Origin of the sequence: Embleya sp. NPDC050154, assembly GCF_044460165.1 — a bacterium.
GTDB lineage: Bacteria > Actinomycetota > Actinomycetes > Streptomycetales > Streptomycetaceae > Embleya.
The window spans coordinates 1-14,076 of sequence record NZ_JBITJP010000003.1 but is presented as its reverse complement, the minus strand read 5'-3'; the positions used below and the strand labels follow the sequence as shown (position 1 = coordinate 14,076).

Genomic DNA, 14,076 nt, shown 5'->3' with positions numbered 1-14,076 from the left:
CGTGAGTCATCGGGCGGGCGCGGGGTGGTGCGGGTCGGTCGCGTGCCCGCCGATGGTGTGTGAGGGGGGCCGGTGGTAGGCGGCCCGGTAGTGGGCGGCGAAGTGTCGGCGTTCGGGGAAGCCCCACGCGGCGGCGATGCCGGTGACGGTGCCGTGCGTCCGGCCCTGTGCCACGGCCAGGAGGTCGGCGTGCGCGCCGGCCAGGCGGATGCGCCGTAGATGACCCATCGGGGTGGTGTCCAGGTGGATGCGGAACTGTTCCTGGAGGGTGCGCACGCTCACTCGGGCGGCCGCGGCGATGTCGGCGACCGAGATGGGTGTTCCGGCGTGTGTCTCGCAGTATGCGAGGGCGCGTTGGAGTGGGCCGGTGCCGCGGACCGGTGCGCGGTGGCGGATGGGTTCGGACAGGCGGTGCGGCTGGGTGGCGAGCAGGCCGTGTACGAGTGCGAGTTCGAAGTGTGCGACGGCCAGGGGGGATCGGGCGAACAGTCCGTTGTCGGCCTCGCGGGTGAACCGTCGGGCGATCCGGAGCCAGGTGCGTGCGTGGGGGATGCGCGGGTCGAACGCGGTGTGGAAGTCGAGTGGTTCCTCGGGTGTCTCGCCGATCTGGTCGCGCACGGCCCGGGTCACCAGTTGTCGGGGGATGCAGAGCATTCGGGTGGCGGTGTCGGCGTCCCAACGGGCGACCACGACCTGTCCGGGGTTGACCACGCTCGGGGAGAAGGGTTGCGTGCGGCCCTCGACGTTGAGCGAGGCTCGGCCGCGGTGTTCGAGGCGCACGATGTAGACGGCGGGTGGCTCGGCGGGACTGATCACCACGTCGGTGCCGTAGCTGAGGTCGTATGCCTTCACCGTTCCCTGGTGCAGGACCCGAAAGCGGGCGTCCAGGGGTCTGCGGCCCACCACCTCCATCGCGTGTCGGGTGAAGTGGGCGTCGAGCAACGGGTGCAGCAGCGACTGGTCACCGCCCCGGTAGAGTTCGCGCCCCCTCGCGGGAGCGGGTACGACCGCCTCGGTTCTCGCATCGAGGTGCGCGGCATCGGGATGGGCCACCCTGCTCTCCTCCGCCTGCTCACGTGCACACGTCACACGGGACGGGGGGCCCGTGCGCGACACTCGGTCCGATTCTCGGGCGCGACACGTGCCCGAGGCGAGGCCGAGGACCGCGCCTGATCAGCCAATTCGCGCGATCCGGCGGCGCCGAACCGGCCCGCGGCACGCACGATTCACCACGCCGAGCCAACTCCGGGGAGAGGCAGCAGTGTTCGCGGCATCGACTCCCGACGCGTCCTGGTACACCGACTCCACACCGCACCGCGCAGAGTCGGCCCGGGTCGTCGAACTCGCCCGAGACCTCACCGAGTTGGGCCTACGACCCGGCGACACGGTGATGGTGCACAGTTCACTGCGGGCCGTGCGCGGTCGAGACCGCCTCGGGGCCGAGTCGCGGGATCTCCGGTCGGCGTTCCGGGCCGTGCTCGGCGGCGACGGAACCCTGGTGGTACCCGCGTACACGCCGGAGAACTCGATCACCTCCCAGGCGTTCGCCGACGCCACCGCCGGCCGGACGGTCGAGGAGCTGGCCGACTATCTGCACCGGCCGTTGGACCCGCGCGCGTCGGTGTCGGCCGCGGTGGGCGCGTTCGCCGAGTCGATTCGTGTCGACGACGGGGCGCTGCGCAGCGACCATCCGCTGGCCTCGGTCGTGGCCCTGGGCGGCCGGGCCGAAGAGGTCACCCGAGGCCACGGGAGGACGCATTTCGGCCCGGATTCACCGATGGGCCGGTTGTACGACGCGCAGGCCCGAGTGCTCGCGATCGGCGTCGGGTGGGGCGTCGTTTCCGTGGCCCACCTGGCGGAGTACCGACACCCTCATCGGTCGCAGCGCCGCTACACCTGCAAGGTCGCCGCCTCGGGCGGGAGTTCGTGGTGGTCCTTCTCCGACGTGGCACTGAGCGACCACGACTTTCCGGCGCTGGGGCGGGACTTCGAGGAGCGGTATCCCGAGGCGATCTCCCGCGGTCGGGTGGGCGCGGCGCGCGCCTTCCTGGTCCCGGTCCGACCGTACGTGGATTTCGCGACCGCCTGGATGGGCGTGCGTCGGGCGCCGGGCGCGGGCGGGTAGCGGACCGGTGTGCGCGTCGTGGCGCCGTCACGGGCCGTGTTGGGCGATCGAGGCTCGGATCGCGTCGGCGTGCGGACCCTCCCACCACGGTATCGAGCGCACCAGCAGCGGTCTGCCGCCGCTGATCTGCACCAGCATGCGATCGCGCGGCAGCGCGGCCAGGTCTGCCACATCGAGCACGACCTCGGGCCGGGTGGCTCTGGTCACCGTCGAACCCCACCAGCCCGAGGACGCGTGCGTGACGGCGGTGGTACCCGCCTCGAATCCGCCGGAGAACACCGATTGCGCGCGGAGCATCGCGCTTTCCGAGCCGCCGGCCCCGTAGACCCGCACCGAGCAGGAGTTCCAGATCTTCGCCATGCCGGCCTCGCCCCACACGTGCACGCCCTGTGCCCAGGACTGGAGCATCATCATCACCACCACGCCCCGGGACCCGTAGTGGGAGAGCCGATCGGGCAGGATCGGCAGCGGCGCGGTGTTGGCGGCCTCGTCCATCACCACCAGGAAGGGGACCGGCAGACGGCCGCCCGAGCACGCCGCCGCACGATATTCGGCGGCGACCAGCATGGCCCCGGTGAGCAGCGTGGCGGCGGGATTCGAACGGGCGTCGTCCACGTTGGAAAGAATGTAGAGCGTGTCGGTGCCGACGGCGAACTCCACGAAATCGAACTCCTCGCGCCCTTCGCCCGGAGTGATCCACGGCAGCACCTCGGGAGCCGCCAGCCAGGACACGAGTTGCACGGCCGCTCCGTAGACGCCCGACCGCTGGTCCGCGGGGAGACCGCGGCTCGCCGCACACGCCTCGGCGGCCAGCAGGTTCCCGGCGCCGCGCAGGACGGTCTCCGGCTCGTCGTCGTCCGGGCGCAGCAACCAACGTCGCACCGCGGTGATCGGTTGCTTGTCCAGGCTGGCGGCGAGCAGGAACATCGCCAGCAGGTTCTGCGCCGCCGGCTGGAAGTACCCGTCCGAGCGCATCTGGGTGTCGCGCTGGGTGAACGCGATCAGACCCGCGACGCCGACCGCGTCCTTCAAGTTGCCGGCCACCATGCCCAGTGGATCCCAGAACCAGGTGGGAGGCTCGTGTGCTACGTCGTGTGGATCGAAGACCCACACCCGACCGTTTCGTCGACGCACCTCGCGGGTGGCGTCGACCACGTCCCGCTTGCACGAGGTGACCACCAGCGCGCCCGGGGCGGAGACGATGTTGGGGATGACCCGGCAGGTGGTCTTGCCGGTGCGCGGGCCGCAGATGTCCACCTGGACCTCCTCCCACGAGCCCCACACGTCGCGCCCGTCGCGCACGCTGCGGCCGACGTACACCCCGGGCGTCGCCACGGGGTACGCGATCCGCGCCGCCGAGGCGCGCACGCTTTCGGTGCCGACCCGCCGGACGTCGGCACGACGTGTCAACAGCCGAGCGGTGGAGTCCACGTGCCGGCGCCGATCGCGGTCGCGGAGGTAGGCGAGGAAGGGCAGGTCGATCGCGGCGAGCAGCAGCAGGAGGCCGACCGAGAGCGCGATCACGTCCGGCGGTGGAAAGCGGGAGGCATCCGGGTCGCCGTAGGCGCGGAGCAGTTCGGCTCCGGTGGGTTGTCGGCCGGTGAGAGCGGCCAGGAGTCCGGCGGCCAGGGGCGGGAGCAGGAGCACCGTGACCAGGTTGCCGATGAGGAGGAGCGCGGCCAACCACGTGCCGGTGATGTCGGGGCCGCGGCGGCGGATGGTGCCGGTCATCTGTCTTCCTTGTCCGGACGGTGGCAAAGCCGGGTCCAGGGGATCCGGCCGGGGCGGGCCGGAGCGATCTCGACGACGGCCCTGCGCCCCGCCGCGAACCGCTTCGCGCTGCGAGCCGCCGAACCCGGTGCGAGGGGGGTGCGTGGACGCACAGCACAGCACGACGGCCCCCGGAAGGTCGTGTCGACGCGGTGTTTCGCGCGTACCGGTACTTCACCGCGCTGTCGTATCCCCTTGGCCGCGGTCGCGCCGGCGGTCGCCGGGGGATGCCGGACGCCGACGGGCAGCGTGTATGGCGCTGTTCGGCCTCGGCAGTCCTGATCGCGGTCGCCAACGAGCGGCTGTGACCGGCGCTTTTCGGCGGGCCTTCGTCGTCACCGCGATCTGTGCCGCAGCGGGCTACGCCATGGCGGTCGCCGGACGCCGCACCCTGAAACCCGCCGCCGAGGACGTATGAGAGCAGCGTTTTCGACCCACGCACCACGGTGACCGGGGGCGACGGGATCGGCGCCCATCGAGTCGGGGCCCCGGCCGAGGAACGCCTCGTTGGCGATCCGGGCCGGGGAACGTGGAACCGACCGAGTGTCGTGGTGCAGTCCGCCGGCGACGGGACTCCGTGGCCCGGGAGGTCGGTGCACGGGAGCGGCGAGGGGAATCCGTCCCGAATGCCCACCTCTTGCCCGAACGTCGGGCAGCCGGTGACGACTTCGTGTCGTCCGCCGGCCGTAGGCAGGAGGCGTCGACGGCGGTGTGACCGTGGCCCGGGCGGGACAGGGCGACCGCCCATCTGCCAGACTGGACGGGCAAGATTGATACTCACCCAAGTTCGTCAGCGCCTGGTCGGTCGGTGGAGCGCGCTGCCGTGCTCGCCCGGTTGCGAGCGCGGCCGGCCCTGCCCCGGTGGCGCCGTGCCGTGCGTCGGAACCGAGCCCGTCTCGGAAGGACCGTCATGGCCACCGACCACCACGACATCGAGATCGACGAGGGCGGCTACGTCCCCGATCCCGATCGTGACACCGCAGTTCTCCTCGACGCGTTCCACGACCACATCGCCCGAACCGTTCGCGAGCGGTCGCTCCCGGACGAACTGCTGGGCGCGATCCGCGTGTTGCACGACGACCTCATGGCCGCCAACGCGCACCTGATCGACGACGAGCCGTCCCGGCACAACCTGCGTCTGACCCTGGTGCTGGTCGCCGCGTACCGCACGCTGCTGCCGCGTCTGGGCCGCGACGACGCCCTCGCCGCAGTTCGAGCCGCGTTCGTCGAGCCGTTCCACGAGACGTTCCGGGCGGGAACTCTCGCGATGCTCGACGCCGCACCCGACCCGTTCACGGCCATGGTCGCGCTGTCGAAGACCCGCGAGGAGCAATCCTTCGGCGCCACGTTCACCTTCGACCGCCCGGTGGACGACGGCCGGAGCTACCTCCTCGACGTGCACCGCTGCTTCTACCACGACGTACTGGTCGCCAACTCCGCCCCGGAACTGACGCCCGCCATGTGCGCGTTCGACAGTTCCTGGATCGAGGCGATCGATCCGGACCGCCACGGCTTCCGCTTCGAACGCGTCACCACGATCGGCCTGGGCGGAACGCACTGCCCGTTCCACTTCCACCGCGACACCGTCGTCGGGGAGAAGGAAGCCGACCTCGACTGAACCATCCCGTGGTGGGGACGCCCGAGACCGGGCGTCCCCGCCACGGGGCACGGCGAGTCACACCGCGACCGTGTCGAGGTCCGCGGCCTGGCCGGGCGCGGGCCGACCGCGGCAGCGCGCGGCCGGCGTCGGAACCGGAGCCGTCCTGCTTCCCGATTCCTCCGCCGGGTTGCCCTCGGGCCGCGTTCGGCCCAGATCCAGCGCTGTTCGTGGCCGCGGTGGCCGCGGTGGCCGCGTTCGCGATCGCCGGGCTCGTGCTCGCCGTGTGTCAGCGCACTCCCTTGACCTTGATGGCGAACAGGGCCCCCACGATGCCGATCGCGGCCGAGACCGGGAAGATCGCCTCGTACCCGCCCGCGTCGACGATCCAGGACGCGACGAACGGTGCCGCCACCTGGGGTGCGGCGTTGGCGATGTTGATCAGGCCCATGTCCTTGCCGGCGTCCCGGCCGTCCGGCAGCACCTGGGTGATCAGGGCCATGTCGACGGCCATGTACATGCCGAACGCGAAGCCGTTGACGATGTTGAAGGCCGCGAGGCCGCCCACCGTCGGCCACCACAGCGGGATCATCAGCGAGATGCCCGAGACGACGCCCGACGCGATCACGAACGGCTTGACGGCGTTGAGGCGGTCGGCGATCTTCCCGATCAACACGGAGGCCGCGATGGTCGCGACGGCGCTGACCACCATCAGGTAGCCCATGACCGGGTCGACGTCGGCTTCGGGCACCCCGACGAAGTCGATGAGGATGAAGTAGCTGTATGTGAGGGAGATGAAGAAGCCGGCCATCACGCCGAACCGGGACAGGAACGCCCACGCGAAGTCCGGGTGTTTCCTGGGATCCAGCCGGAAGCTGCCCAGGAAGGCCTTCAGGTTGAACTTCTCGATCGGCATGTCCTTGCCGGAGGTGTCGGGCGACACCAGCACGAACAGGAGCGCGGCGACCGTGATGCATCCGGCCAGGAGGTAGTAGCCGTTTGCGCCCGCGAACGTGCCGTCGAAGCCGCCGACCACGCGGTCGACGCCGAACCGGGACAGGTCGACGCCACCGATGACGTACGCGGACGCCACGATGCTGATCGGAATGCCGAGGCCGATCAGGCCGGAGAAGGTCCCGTACTTCGCCGGCGGCACCCGGTCCGGCATCGCCGCGGTGATCCCGGCCTGGTAGCCGTTGAGGATGAACTGGACGGCGCCCCAGGTCAGTCCCAGGGCCAGGATGGAATGGGCGTGGGCCTGACCCACCAGCGCGAGGGCGCCGAGCACGGCGCAGAGCAGGACCCACGGGGCCCGGCGGCCGAACCGCGAGCGGGTGCGGTCGGAGAGCTGTCCGAAGAACGGGTTGCCGACCGCCGCGAGGAGCGCCCCGAGCGCCACCGCGTTCTTCATCGCGTCCGGGTCCGTGCCCCCGGTGATCTCGATGACCTGCTTGGGGATCAGATACGAGCCCGCGCCCATCCACACCAGGTTCAGTGCGGTGTTCGCGAGCGGAAGCGTCAGGTACAGCGGCCCCAGCCGCCTGCCGGACTTCCCGTCGGCGACGCCCGGCCCGCCGGCGTGCCGGGAGAGCGCCGTCCCGTCGTCGTGCACGCGCAAGCTGTTGTCCGTCATGTGTCCTCACCGCTGGTTTCGAGGGGTCTGTCGCCGGCGGGCAGCATCGGCCCATCACCCGACCGGGGTGGATCGCACGATCGCCGCCCAGATGGGTTCCGGAATGCCGTGACCGCATCCGCTGACACGTGTCAGCAGATGCACGGATCATGCCAGCGGGATCGTTCCCGCACCAGATGTCGACGAGAGCGGAATCGACGCTCTCCACGCGCACGACTCCCGGCGTCCCGACGGCCTTCCGGCGCCCGCCACGCGAGGACGGCCGACGAGGACCCCGTCGGAGATCAGCGTCCCGGCGCGGGCGCGGTCGCCCGAGAGGACACGGCCCCGTTCGAGGAAGCCGGGGCGGCGATATCCGCCGGATCGGCACCGCTACGCCCCGGCGGAGGCCCGGCCGAGCGACCGGGGGAGTGGCCGCCGCGCCCGCGCCCTCGCAATGCGCCCGCACGACCCGCCGGCGATCTCACCCCGGGCAAAGGCTCGGTTGTGCGCACCGACCGTCCGCTGGGAAGGAGCCCGGTGTGCGCGGCGAAATAGTACTTATGTGACTGAATAGTCGAGTTGTGAGCACCTGGGTCGGGTGTTGCATACAGCCGGTGCATAGGACACGGTTGCAGGAAGACAACTATTTTCCAGCGGCAGAGAGGTGGTGGGGTGCGCGCGATGCGTTCCCCGGCTTGTGATCCGTACTTCGGGTACTCCCAAGACTCCGCGCGGTGGTGACGTTCACGTCGGCACCACGTGGAACAACGCCCCCTATCCCGTTGTCGTCGCCGACGGCGGCGGGGACATCGTCGAAACCAACGAAGGCGCGCGCCGCCTGTTCGCGCACGCCGAAGAGGCCGGGGAAGGTCTGGCCGCAGGCGGCCTGCCGCACTGGCTCGCACAGGCCCACCACCGCCTGCCGTCGGCCGGGGCGCCACCGGCGGCCGTGTCGGGCGCTGTCGCCGGCCGTACATTCGAGGCACATCCCTCGCTGGTCGAGAACGGGGATGTGGTGTGGTGGCTGGTGGAGGATACCGATCTCCGTCGGGCCGAGCAGGCGCTGCGCGGCGAGCGTGAGCGAGCCGCGCTGCTCGCGGAGATCTCCGGTGCTTTGCTGTCGTCGCTGAATGTCGAGCGCTGCGCGGAGGTGACCGCACGGATGGCCGCGGATCACCTCGCCGATGCGGCGGTCATCGTCGCCCCGGCCCAGGGTCGCCGGCACGCGCTGACGTACGCGCAGGTCGGCGGTGAGGTCACGCAGGCGGTGGTGTCCATCGACGCGCGAACGGTCCCCGGGTTGGCGGAGGCGTTGCAGGGATTCCCGCCGGTGCCGACGCGGTGGATCGACCCGGACGACGTCCCCGGCTGGGTCGTACCGCCCGGGTTCGCCGGTGTGATCGGATCGGTGATCGTCACCCCGCTGCCCGGGCACGGGGTGCCGGCCGGGGTGCTGATCCTGTTGCGGTCCAGCACGCACCAGGCGTTCACGGACGGCGAGGAGGTCTTCGCGCGACTCTTCGCGGCGCGGGCCGGTGCCGCGCTGTCGGCGGCGCGGCTGTACGCGGAGCAGGCGTCGATCACGGCCACGCTGCTGCGGGAACTGCTGCCGCCGCGGCTGGAGCGGGTGTACGGCGTGGAGTACGCCGGTGTCTATCGGGCGTCACAGGACCACGAGCGTGTCGGCGGTGACTTCTATGACGTCCATCCCGGTGCGGACGCGTCCAAGGAGACCTTCGTCGTCTTGGGCGACGTGGCGGGCAAAGGTCTGGAAGCCGCCGTCCTGACCGGAAAGATCCGCAGCGTCCTGCACGCGCTGTTGCCGCTGTCCGGTGACCACCAGCAGGTCCTCGTCCTCCTCAACGACGCGCTGATGAACTCCCACCACACCCGGTTCGCGACCCTGGTGCTGGCTTCCGTCCGGCGGAGTTCGGGGCAGGTGCTGCTGCGACTGACGAGCGCCGGACATCTGCCGCCGCTGATCGTCCGGGCCGACGGTCGGGTGGAGGAAGCCGCCACCGGCGGCACACTCGTGGGAGCCCTGCCCGAGGTCCGGGCGCGGAGCGTGGATGTGGTTCTGGAACCGGGCGAAACCTGCCTGCTGTACACGGACGGGATCACCGAGGCCCGCGGCGGGCCGCTGGGCGACCAGCTCTACGGTGAGGAGAGGTTGCAGGAGGCTTTGCGGGAGTGTGCGCGGATGCCGGCGGAGGCCGTGGTGGAGCGGGTACAGATGCTGGCGGCGCAGTGGTTGGGAGGCGGTCGTCACGACGACATGGCCACGCTGGCGATCACCAACCCGGCCGGCGCCCACGACGAGTTCGACGAGGTCGGGCACGGGAGCCGCGAGTCGCAACGGCGGGAGCCGTGATGGCCGACGTCTCGGAGCAATGCCCGCTCTCCGGGCTTTCGGAGCGCCTGTGGACGGCTGTGATCGGCAGGGACGAGCCCGGCGCGATGCGGCTGGTCGCCGCGGCGGCCGATGCCGGGGCCGACGGAGAGAGCCTCCTGCTGGACGTCGTGGCGGGCGTGCAACACCGCATCGGGGTCGAATGGGCCGCGGACCGGATCAGTGTGGCCGAGGAACACGCGGCCACCGCGATCACCGACCGGGTCATCGCCGCCCTCGCCCACCACCATCCGGCGCCGCCCCTCGCGCGGACGCGGGGGCGGATCACGGTGGCCTGTGTGGATGGCGAATGGCACTCCCTGCCCGCCCGGCTGCTGGCCGAGATCCTCACCCGGCGCGGCTGGCGGGTGGACTTCCTGGGCGCCCATACCCCGACTCCGCACCTGATCGCGCATGTGCACCAGACCAACCCGGCAGCCGTGCTGCTGTCGGCGTCGCTGCCCACCCACCTGCCCACCGCGCACCAGGCGGTGACCGCCGTGCAGTCGCTCGGCATCCCGGTCATGGTCGGCGGCGCCGCCTTCGGCGAGGACGGCCGTTACGCCCGTCTTCTTCGAGCCGACGCCTGGGCCCCCGACGCGCGACGAGCCGCCGACCACCTGGCCCAGGGTGTCGCCGGCCATCGCCCGGGTCGGCGACACGAGATCGACGACCTGCCCCATCTCGCCGATCAGGAATACACCCTCGTCAGGACCGGCCGCACCGCCCTGGTGCGGCAGTGTCTGGTCGCCCTGGACGAGCGTTGGCCCGGCATGCGTACGTACAGCGCGGCCCAGCGCGAACGAACCGCCGAGGATCTCGCCCACATCGTGGACTTCCTCGCCACGGCGCTCTACGTCGACGACGTCGCGCTGTTCACCTCGTTCGTCACCTGGACCGCGGACATTCTCGCCGCCCGCCACGTGCCCGCCGCGGGCTTGCGCATGGGTTTGGACGTCCTCGCCGGGCAACTGCGGGATTTTCCCCGCGCCCTCACCTTCCTCGGCATCGCAACCGACACCCTGCACACGGCGCCCGCCCACTCCGGCCCAGGAATCGCATGAGCTCCTACGTGCCAGTCGAGCTCTCCGTCGACATTCAGGCCGGCGACACACAGTCGCTGCGCCTGGCGATCCGGGGAGACCTCGAATACGACACCATCGACGCGTTCACCCAGCGGGTGAACGCGGTGCTGGACACGCATCTGGAGCGGCACGGCCCGGCCCTGTGTCATCTGCACCTGGACTGGGAAGGTCTGACCGCCATCGACTCCGGCGGACTGTCCGCTCTGATCGGCCTGCGTCGTCGCACACATTCCGCCGGAATCGCCCTGCACCTGCATCGGCCACCCGCGCAGCTGACCCGCTTGCTCGATGTCACCGGCGTCAAGGGATACCTCACCGGGCGCACCGACGCCGACAACGATGGTCACGGCTGCGCGGCGGGAGGGAACAGCGGCGGCGAGTCCGCCTCCTCCCGCTGAAGGCCGGCGCCCGAACGCGGTGGGCTCGAGCCCCCTTGCATACGCAGGGGGCTCGAGCCTCGGCGCACACGGAGAGGCTGGGAGGCCCACCCCCCCATCCCACCGAACCGCGACACCACCGCCCGCCCGCCACCCGTACCGGCGCGGGTCGAACCAGGCCAAGGCACCCGTCGTGCAACTTCGGCCCGCCGAGGCGCCGCGTCAACTCCTCCGCCCGGTAGGCCAGTAGGCCGGATTCAGCTTCGTGGCCTTCCGATCGGACCAGTGCGCGGGGGAGTCGTGGTCGACTCGGCGCGCGCAGCCGTCCGTGCTCGCGCGTTCGGCGGCGGATCACGCGTACCGAACCGTGACGCATGTCCACCCGCAACATTTGTCATCGATCAATAATTCGATACGCTTCGCGTCGGGACGCCGGGGGGCAGGGCACAGCCGTCGACGTCAGGGAATGACATTGATGTCGTCGTCCGAGCCGTTTGCCTGCGGCCGGGCGTCATTGCTCGCTCGTCCGACGGAGGGGGGTCGTCATGGTAGATCGGCATCGGCCGGCATCCGGTCGGGACGTGTGCGCCCGACGTGCTCGGCACTCCCCGCACACGGTGGAGGGGGCACGTCGCGCAGGCCGCGCGAGGTGGTCGGTCGCCTCAGGCGGTTCGCGCTCGCCGGGCGAGCGATGGGTTGTCCGCCGCCTCGTCCATGACAGGAACGGCGGCGTTGCGCAGGGATTCGAGCCCCTTCAGCAACATCGCCCGCGATTCGCCCGACATGCGCGCCGTGACGACCGCCAGTTCCCGCTCGCGGCGGGCCCGCAGATCCGCCAGGAAGGCACAGCCCCGCCCGCTCAGCCGCAACTGCAGTTCACGACGGCTGTTGGCGCTGGGCAGGCGCTCGACGAAGCCCACGGCCTGCAGGCGGTCACACAGGCGACTCGTCGAGGAGGGCGTCGACCGCAAGCCGTCGGCCAACGTGCGCAGGTTGATGCCCTCGTGCTGCTCCAGCAGGAACAGCGCGCGTAGCTGTGACGGAGAAACGGGCGCCGTGGACGCGCGCCCCAGCAGCATCTCGAGCAACTCGGCCGCCGCGGTCGCAACGCGCGCCGTCTCGTCCGAATGGTCGTGTCGAGAGGAGGTAACCCCGCTCACCGCCTTACTCTGACGCCCGAAACGGCCGTCGGTCCGACGGCCGTGCCGTCACCACAATAGACGCTATAAAAGCGGTTGATCCGACAGGCGGTCCGGGCCGTTCCGCAGACACGCCACAAGGGTGCTCCTTGCCGCACCCGCAGAGAACGGCTGAAGACATACTGTGAATGCATACGAGGAAGCCGAGCGCGCGTTGCGCGCCGCGCCCCCGCATGGACTGCTCGACGCCATCCGCGGCGTGCTGACGCGGCACTACCGGGCAGGATCCGTCGAGCTGCTGATGGCCGACTACAGCCTGACCGCCCTGCTTCCGGTGTCCGCGCTCCCGCCCGCCACCGAACCCCTCGCCGAACCCCTCTCCATCGACAACAGCCCTCAGGGCCGGGTCTTCGGCGCGCAGGAGCCCGCACGCGAGGAATACGCGGAAGCCACGGTCGTCCACCTCCCGGTGACCGTACGCGGCGACCGCCTCGGTGTCCTCACCGTCACCCTTCCGACCGACGCCTGTTCGCCGGCGATCCCCACCGAACTCGCCGACATCGCCGAGATGCTCGCTCACGCGGTGACCGTCGCCGAACGCGACACCGACCTCTACCGCCGGGCCCGGCGCAAGGACCGCCTGACCCTGGCGGCCGAAATGCAGTGGGAACTCCTGCCCGGGCGAGCCTGCAGCCGCGACGAATACGCCATCGGCGCCCAGCTCGAGCCCGCCTACGCCGTCCACGGCGACAACTTCGACTGGTCCGCCGGCGCCGACCACCTCGTCCTGACGGTGACCAACGGCATGGGCGAGGGCATCGACGCCGCCCTGCTCAGCAGCCTGACGATCAACGCCCTGCGCAACGCCCGACGCGCCGGCATCCCCCTTGCCGACCAGGCGGCCCTCGCCGACCAGGCGGTCTACGCCCAGCACCGCGGCGACGCGTACCTGTCCGTCCTGCTGCTGGACTTCGAACTGGCCACCGGACGAGTCCAGGTGGTCGACGCCGGCTCCCCGCGCCTGCTGCTCCTGCGCGAGGGAACGGTGACCCCGATCGACTTCGACGCGCAACTGCCCCTGGGCATGTTCGAGGAGACCGACTACACGGCGCAGGAATTCCACGTCCGGCCCGGGGACCGTCTCGTGTTCGTCAGCGACGGCGTCCACGCGGTCGCCTCGCCGGCCGGCGAGGCCTACGGCGAACGTGCGCTGGCCCGGTCGATCAGCGCCACCCGGCTGCTGCCGCCCGCCGAGATGCCTCGCGCGGTCCTGCGCGAACTCACCGGCCACCGCGGACGCCCCGTCCCCGACGACGACGCCCTGGTCGTCTGCCTGGACTGGTACGGCAGACCCACCGCCCCCGACCACGCGTCGTCCGCCGACCCCGAACGGCACGACACCCACTCCGCCACCTTCCCCGCCCCACCGCACGCTCCGCGGTGACGGCGCGGCGCGACGCTCGGGCGTGACTGCCGGGTGTGACGGCGTCGCGGGCCGGGAGCAAGGGGACCGCCGAACGTTCGCCCAGGTCGCGCAGCCGGGAGGCGGCGGTCTCCACCGTGTGGAGGCGGGATGGGCCTGAATCTCGATCCCTCCTCGGTCACTGTCTCGAAGCGGGCCGCAACACGACGCAGGCCGCCGAACGCCTCTCGACCCGCGCGACATTCAAAGAGTGCCGATCGGCGAAGCCGTCGTGCACACGATGGTGGGATTTTGCCGTCGTGTGCCCTCGCGCCGGTGGCGCTCCGCCGGCCTGGTTGCCGAGGGAGCGCCACCCATCGTCGGGTCTGCGCGTGGACTACAACGTGCCTGCGGGGCCGGCGCCGGGGGCGCCGGGAGTACCCGGTGTCGTGTTGCCGTAGTAGTCGCCGGTGCGGCTGCGGTGGTCGTGGTCGTCGAGGTGCTTGTCCTTGTCGAACTCGGGGGAGTTCTTGATCTCCTCCTTGGTGCGCGAGACGTGGACGACCTTGTTCTCGGT

At 71.1% G+C, this 14,076-nt stretch carries 10 protein-coding genes and 1 pseudogene; 6 read left to right on the top strand and 5 right to left on the bottom strand.

Annotated features, from left to right (window positions below; translation table 11 throughout):
- Positions 1-6: 6 nt before the first annotated feature.
- Positions 7-1,053, bottom strand: coding sequence for an AraC family transcriptional regulator (locus ACIBSV_RS06745; protein WP_395859960.1), 1,047 nt, complete (start codon positions 1,051-1,053; stop codon positions 7-9).
- A 208-nt stretch (positions 1,054-1,261) separates the two neighbouring features.
- Between ACIBSV_RS06745 and ACIBSV_RS06740 the strand changes: the two genes are divergently transcribed.
- A complete protein-coding gene (locus ACIBSV_RS06740; RefSeq protein ID WP_395859958.1) occupies positions 1,262-2,125 on the top strand; it encodes an aminoglycoside N(3)-acetyltransferase in 864 nt (287 codons plus the stop codon).
- A gap of 27 nt (positions 2,126-2,152) precedes the next feature.
- Here the strand turns inward: ACIBSV_RS06740 and ACIBSV_RS06735 are convergent, their stop codons facing one another.
- A complete protein-coding gene (locus ACIBSV_RS06735) occupies positions 2,153-3,856 on the bottom strand; it encodes a type IV secretory system conjugative DNA transfer family protein (RefSeq protein WP_395859956.1) in 1,704 nt (567 codons plus the stop codon).
- Positions 3,857-4,805: 949 nt separating this feature from the next.
- Between ACIBSV_RS06735 and ACIBSV_RS06730 the strand changes: the two genes are divergently transcribed.
- The gene (locus ACIBSV_RS06730) at positions 4,806-5,513 is read left to right on the top strand and encodes an L-2-amino-thiazoline-4-carboxylic acid hydrolase (RefSeq protein ID WP_395859954.1); all 708 of its coding nucleotides are present in this window, start codon (positions 4,806-4,808) and stop codon (positions 5,511-5,513) included.
- 268 nt (positions 5,514-5,781) lie between these two features.
- On the opposite strand, the gene ACIBSV_RS06725 is transcribed toward ACIBSV_RS06730, so the two are convergent.
- The gene (locus ACIBSV_RS06725) at positions 5,782-7,125 is read right to left on the bottom strand and encodes an MFS transporter (RefSeq protein ID WP_395859952.1); all 1,344 of its coding nucleotides are present in this window, start codon (positions 7,123-7,125) and stop codon (positions 5,782-5,784) included.
- Positions 7,126-7,804: 679 nt separating this feature from the next.
- Here ACIBSV_RS06725 and ACIBSV_RS06720 point away from each other — a divergent pair.
- Genes ACIBSV_RS06720 through ACIBSV_RS06710 form a run of 3 tightly spaced genes read left to right on the top strand, consistent with a single transcriptional unit; the run spans position 7,805 to position 10,979 of the window.
- Positions 7,805-9,478, top strand: a complete 1,674-nt coding sequence (locus ACIBSV_RS06720) for a PP2C family protein-serine/threonine phosphatase (RefSeq protein ID WP_395859950.1) — start codon at positions 7,805-7,807, stop codon at positions 9,476-9,478.
- Complete coding sequence (locus ACIBSV_RS06715; RefSeq protein ID WP_395859948.1) at positions 9,478-10,560, top strand: B12-binding domain-containing protein; 1,083 nt, start codon at positions 9,478-9,480, stop codon at positions 10,558-10,560. The genes ACIBSV_RS06720 and ACIBSV_RS06715 overlap by 1 nt, the downstream gene beginning before the upstream one ends.
- A complete protein-coding gene (locus ACIBSV_RS06710; RefSeq protein ID WP_395859946.1) occupies positions 10,557-10,979 on the top strand; it encodes an STAS domain-containing protein in 423 nt (140 codons plus the stop codon). Before ACIBSV_RS06715 ends, ACIBSV_RS06710 begins: the two co-directional genes overlap by 4 nt.
- A gap of 641 nt (positions 10,980-11,620) precedes the next feature.
- Here the strand turns inward: ACIBSV_RS06710 and ACIBSV_RS06705 are convergent.
- Positions 11,621-12,037 carry a MarR family transcriptional regulator gene (locus ACIBSV_RS06705; protein WP_395860938.1) on the bottom strand — a complete coding sequence of 139 codons (417 nt, stop codon included), beginning with the start codon at positions 12,035-12,037 and terminating at the stop codon, positions 11,621-11,623.
- Positions 12,038-12,281: 244 nt separating this feature from the next.
- Between ACIBSV_RS06705 and ACIBSV_RS06700 the strand changes: the two genes are divergently transcribed.
- The gene (locus tag ACIBSV_RS06700) at positions 12,282-13,541 is read left to right on the top strand and encodes a PP2C family protein-serine/threonine phosphatase (protein ID WP_395859945.1); all 1,260 of its coding nucleotides are present in this window, start codon (positions 12,282-12,284) and stop codon (positions 13,539-13,541) included.
- A 355-nt stretch (positions 13,542-13,896) separates the two neighbouring features.
- On the opposite strand, the pseudogene ACIBSV_RS06695 reads toward ACIBSV_RS06700, so the two are convergent.
- Positions 13,897-14,076: pseudogene (locus tag ACIBSV_RS06695) on the bottom strand (PRC-barrel domain containing protein); the annotation flags it as partial.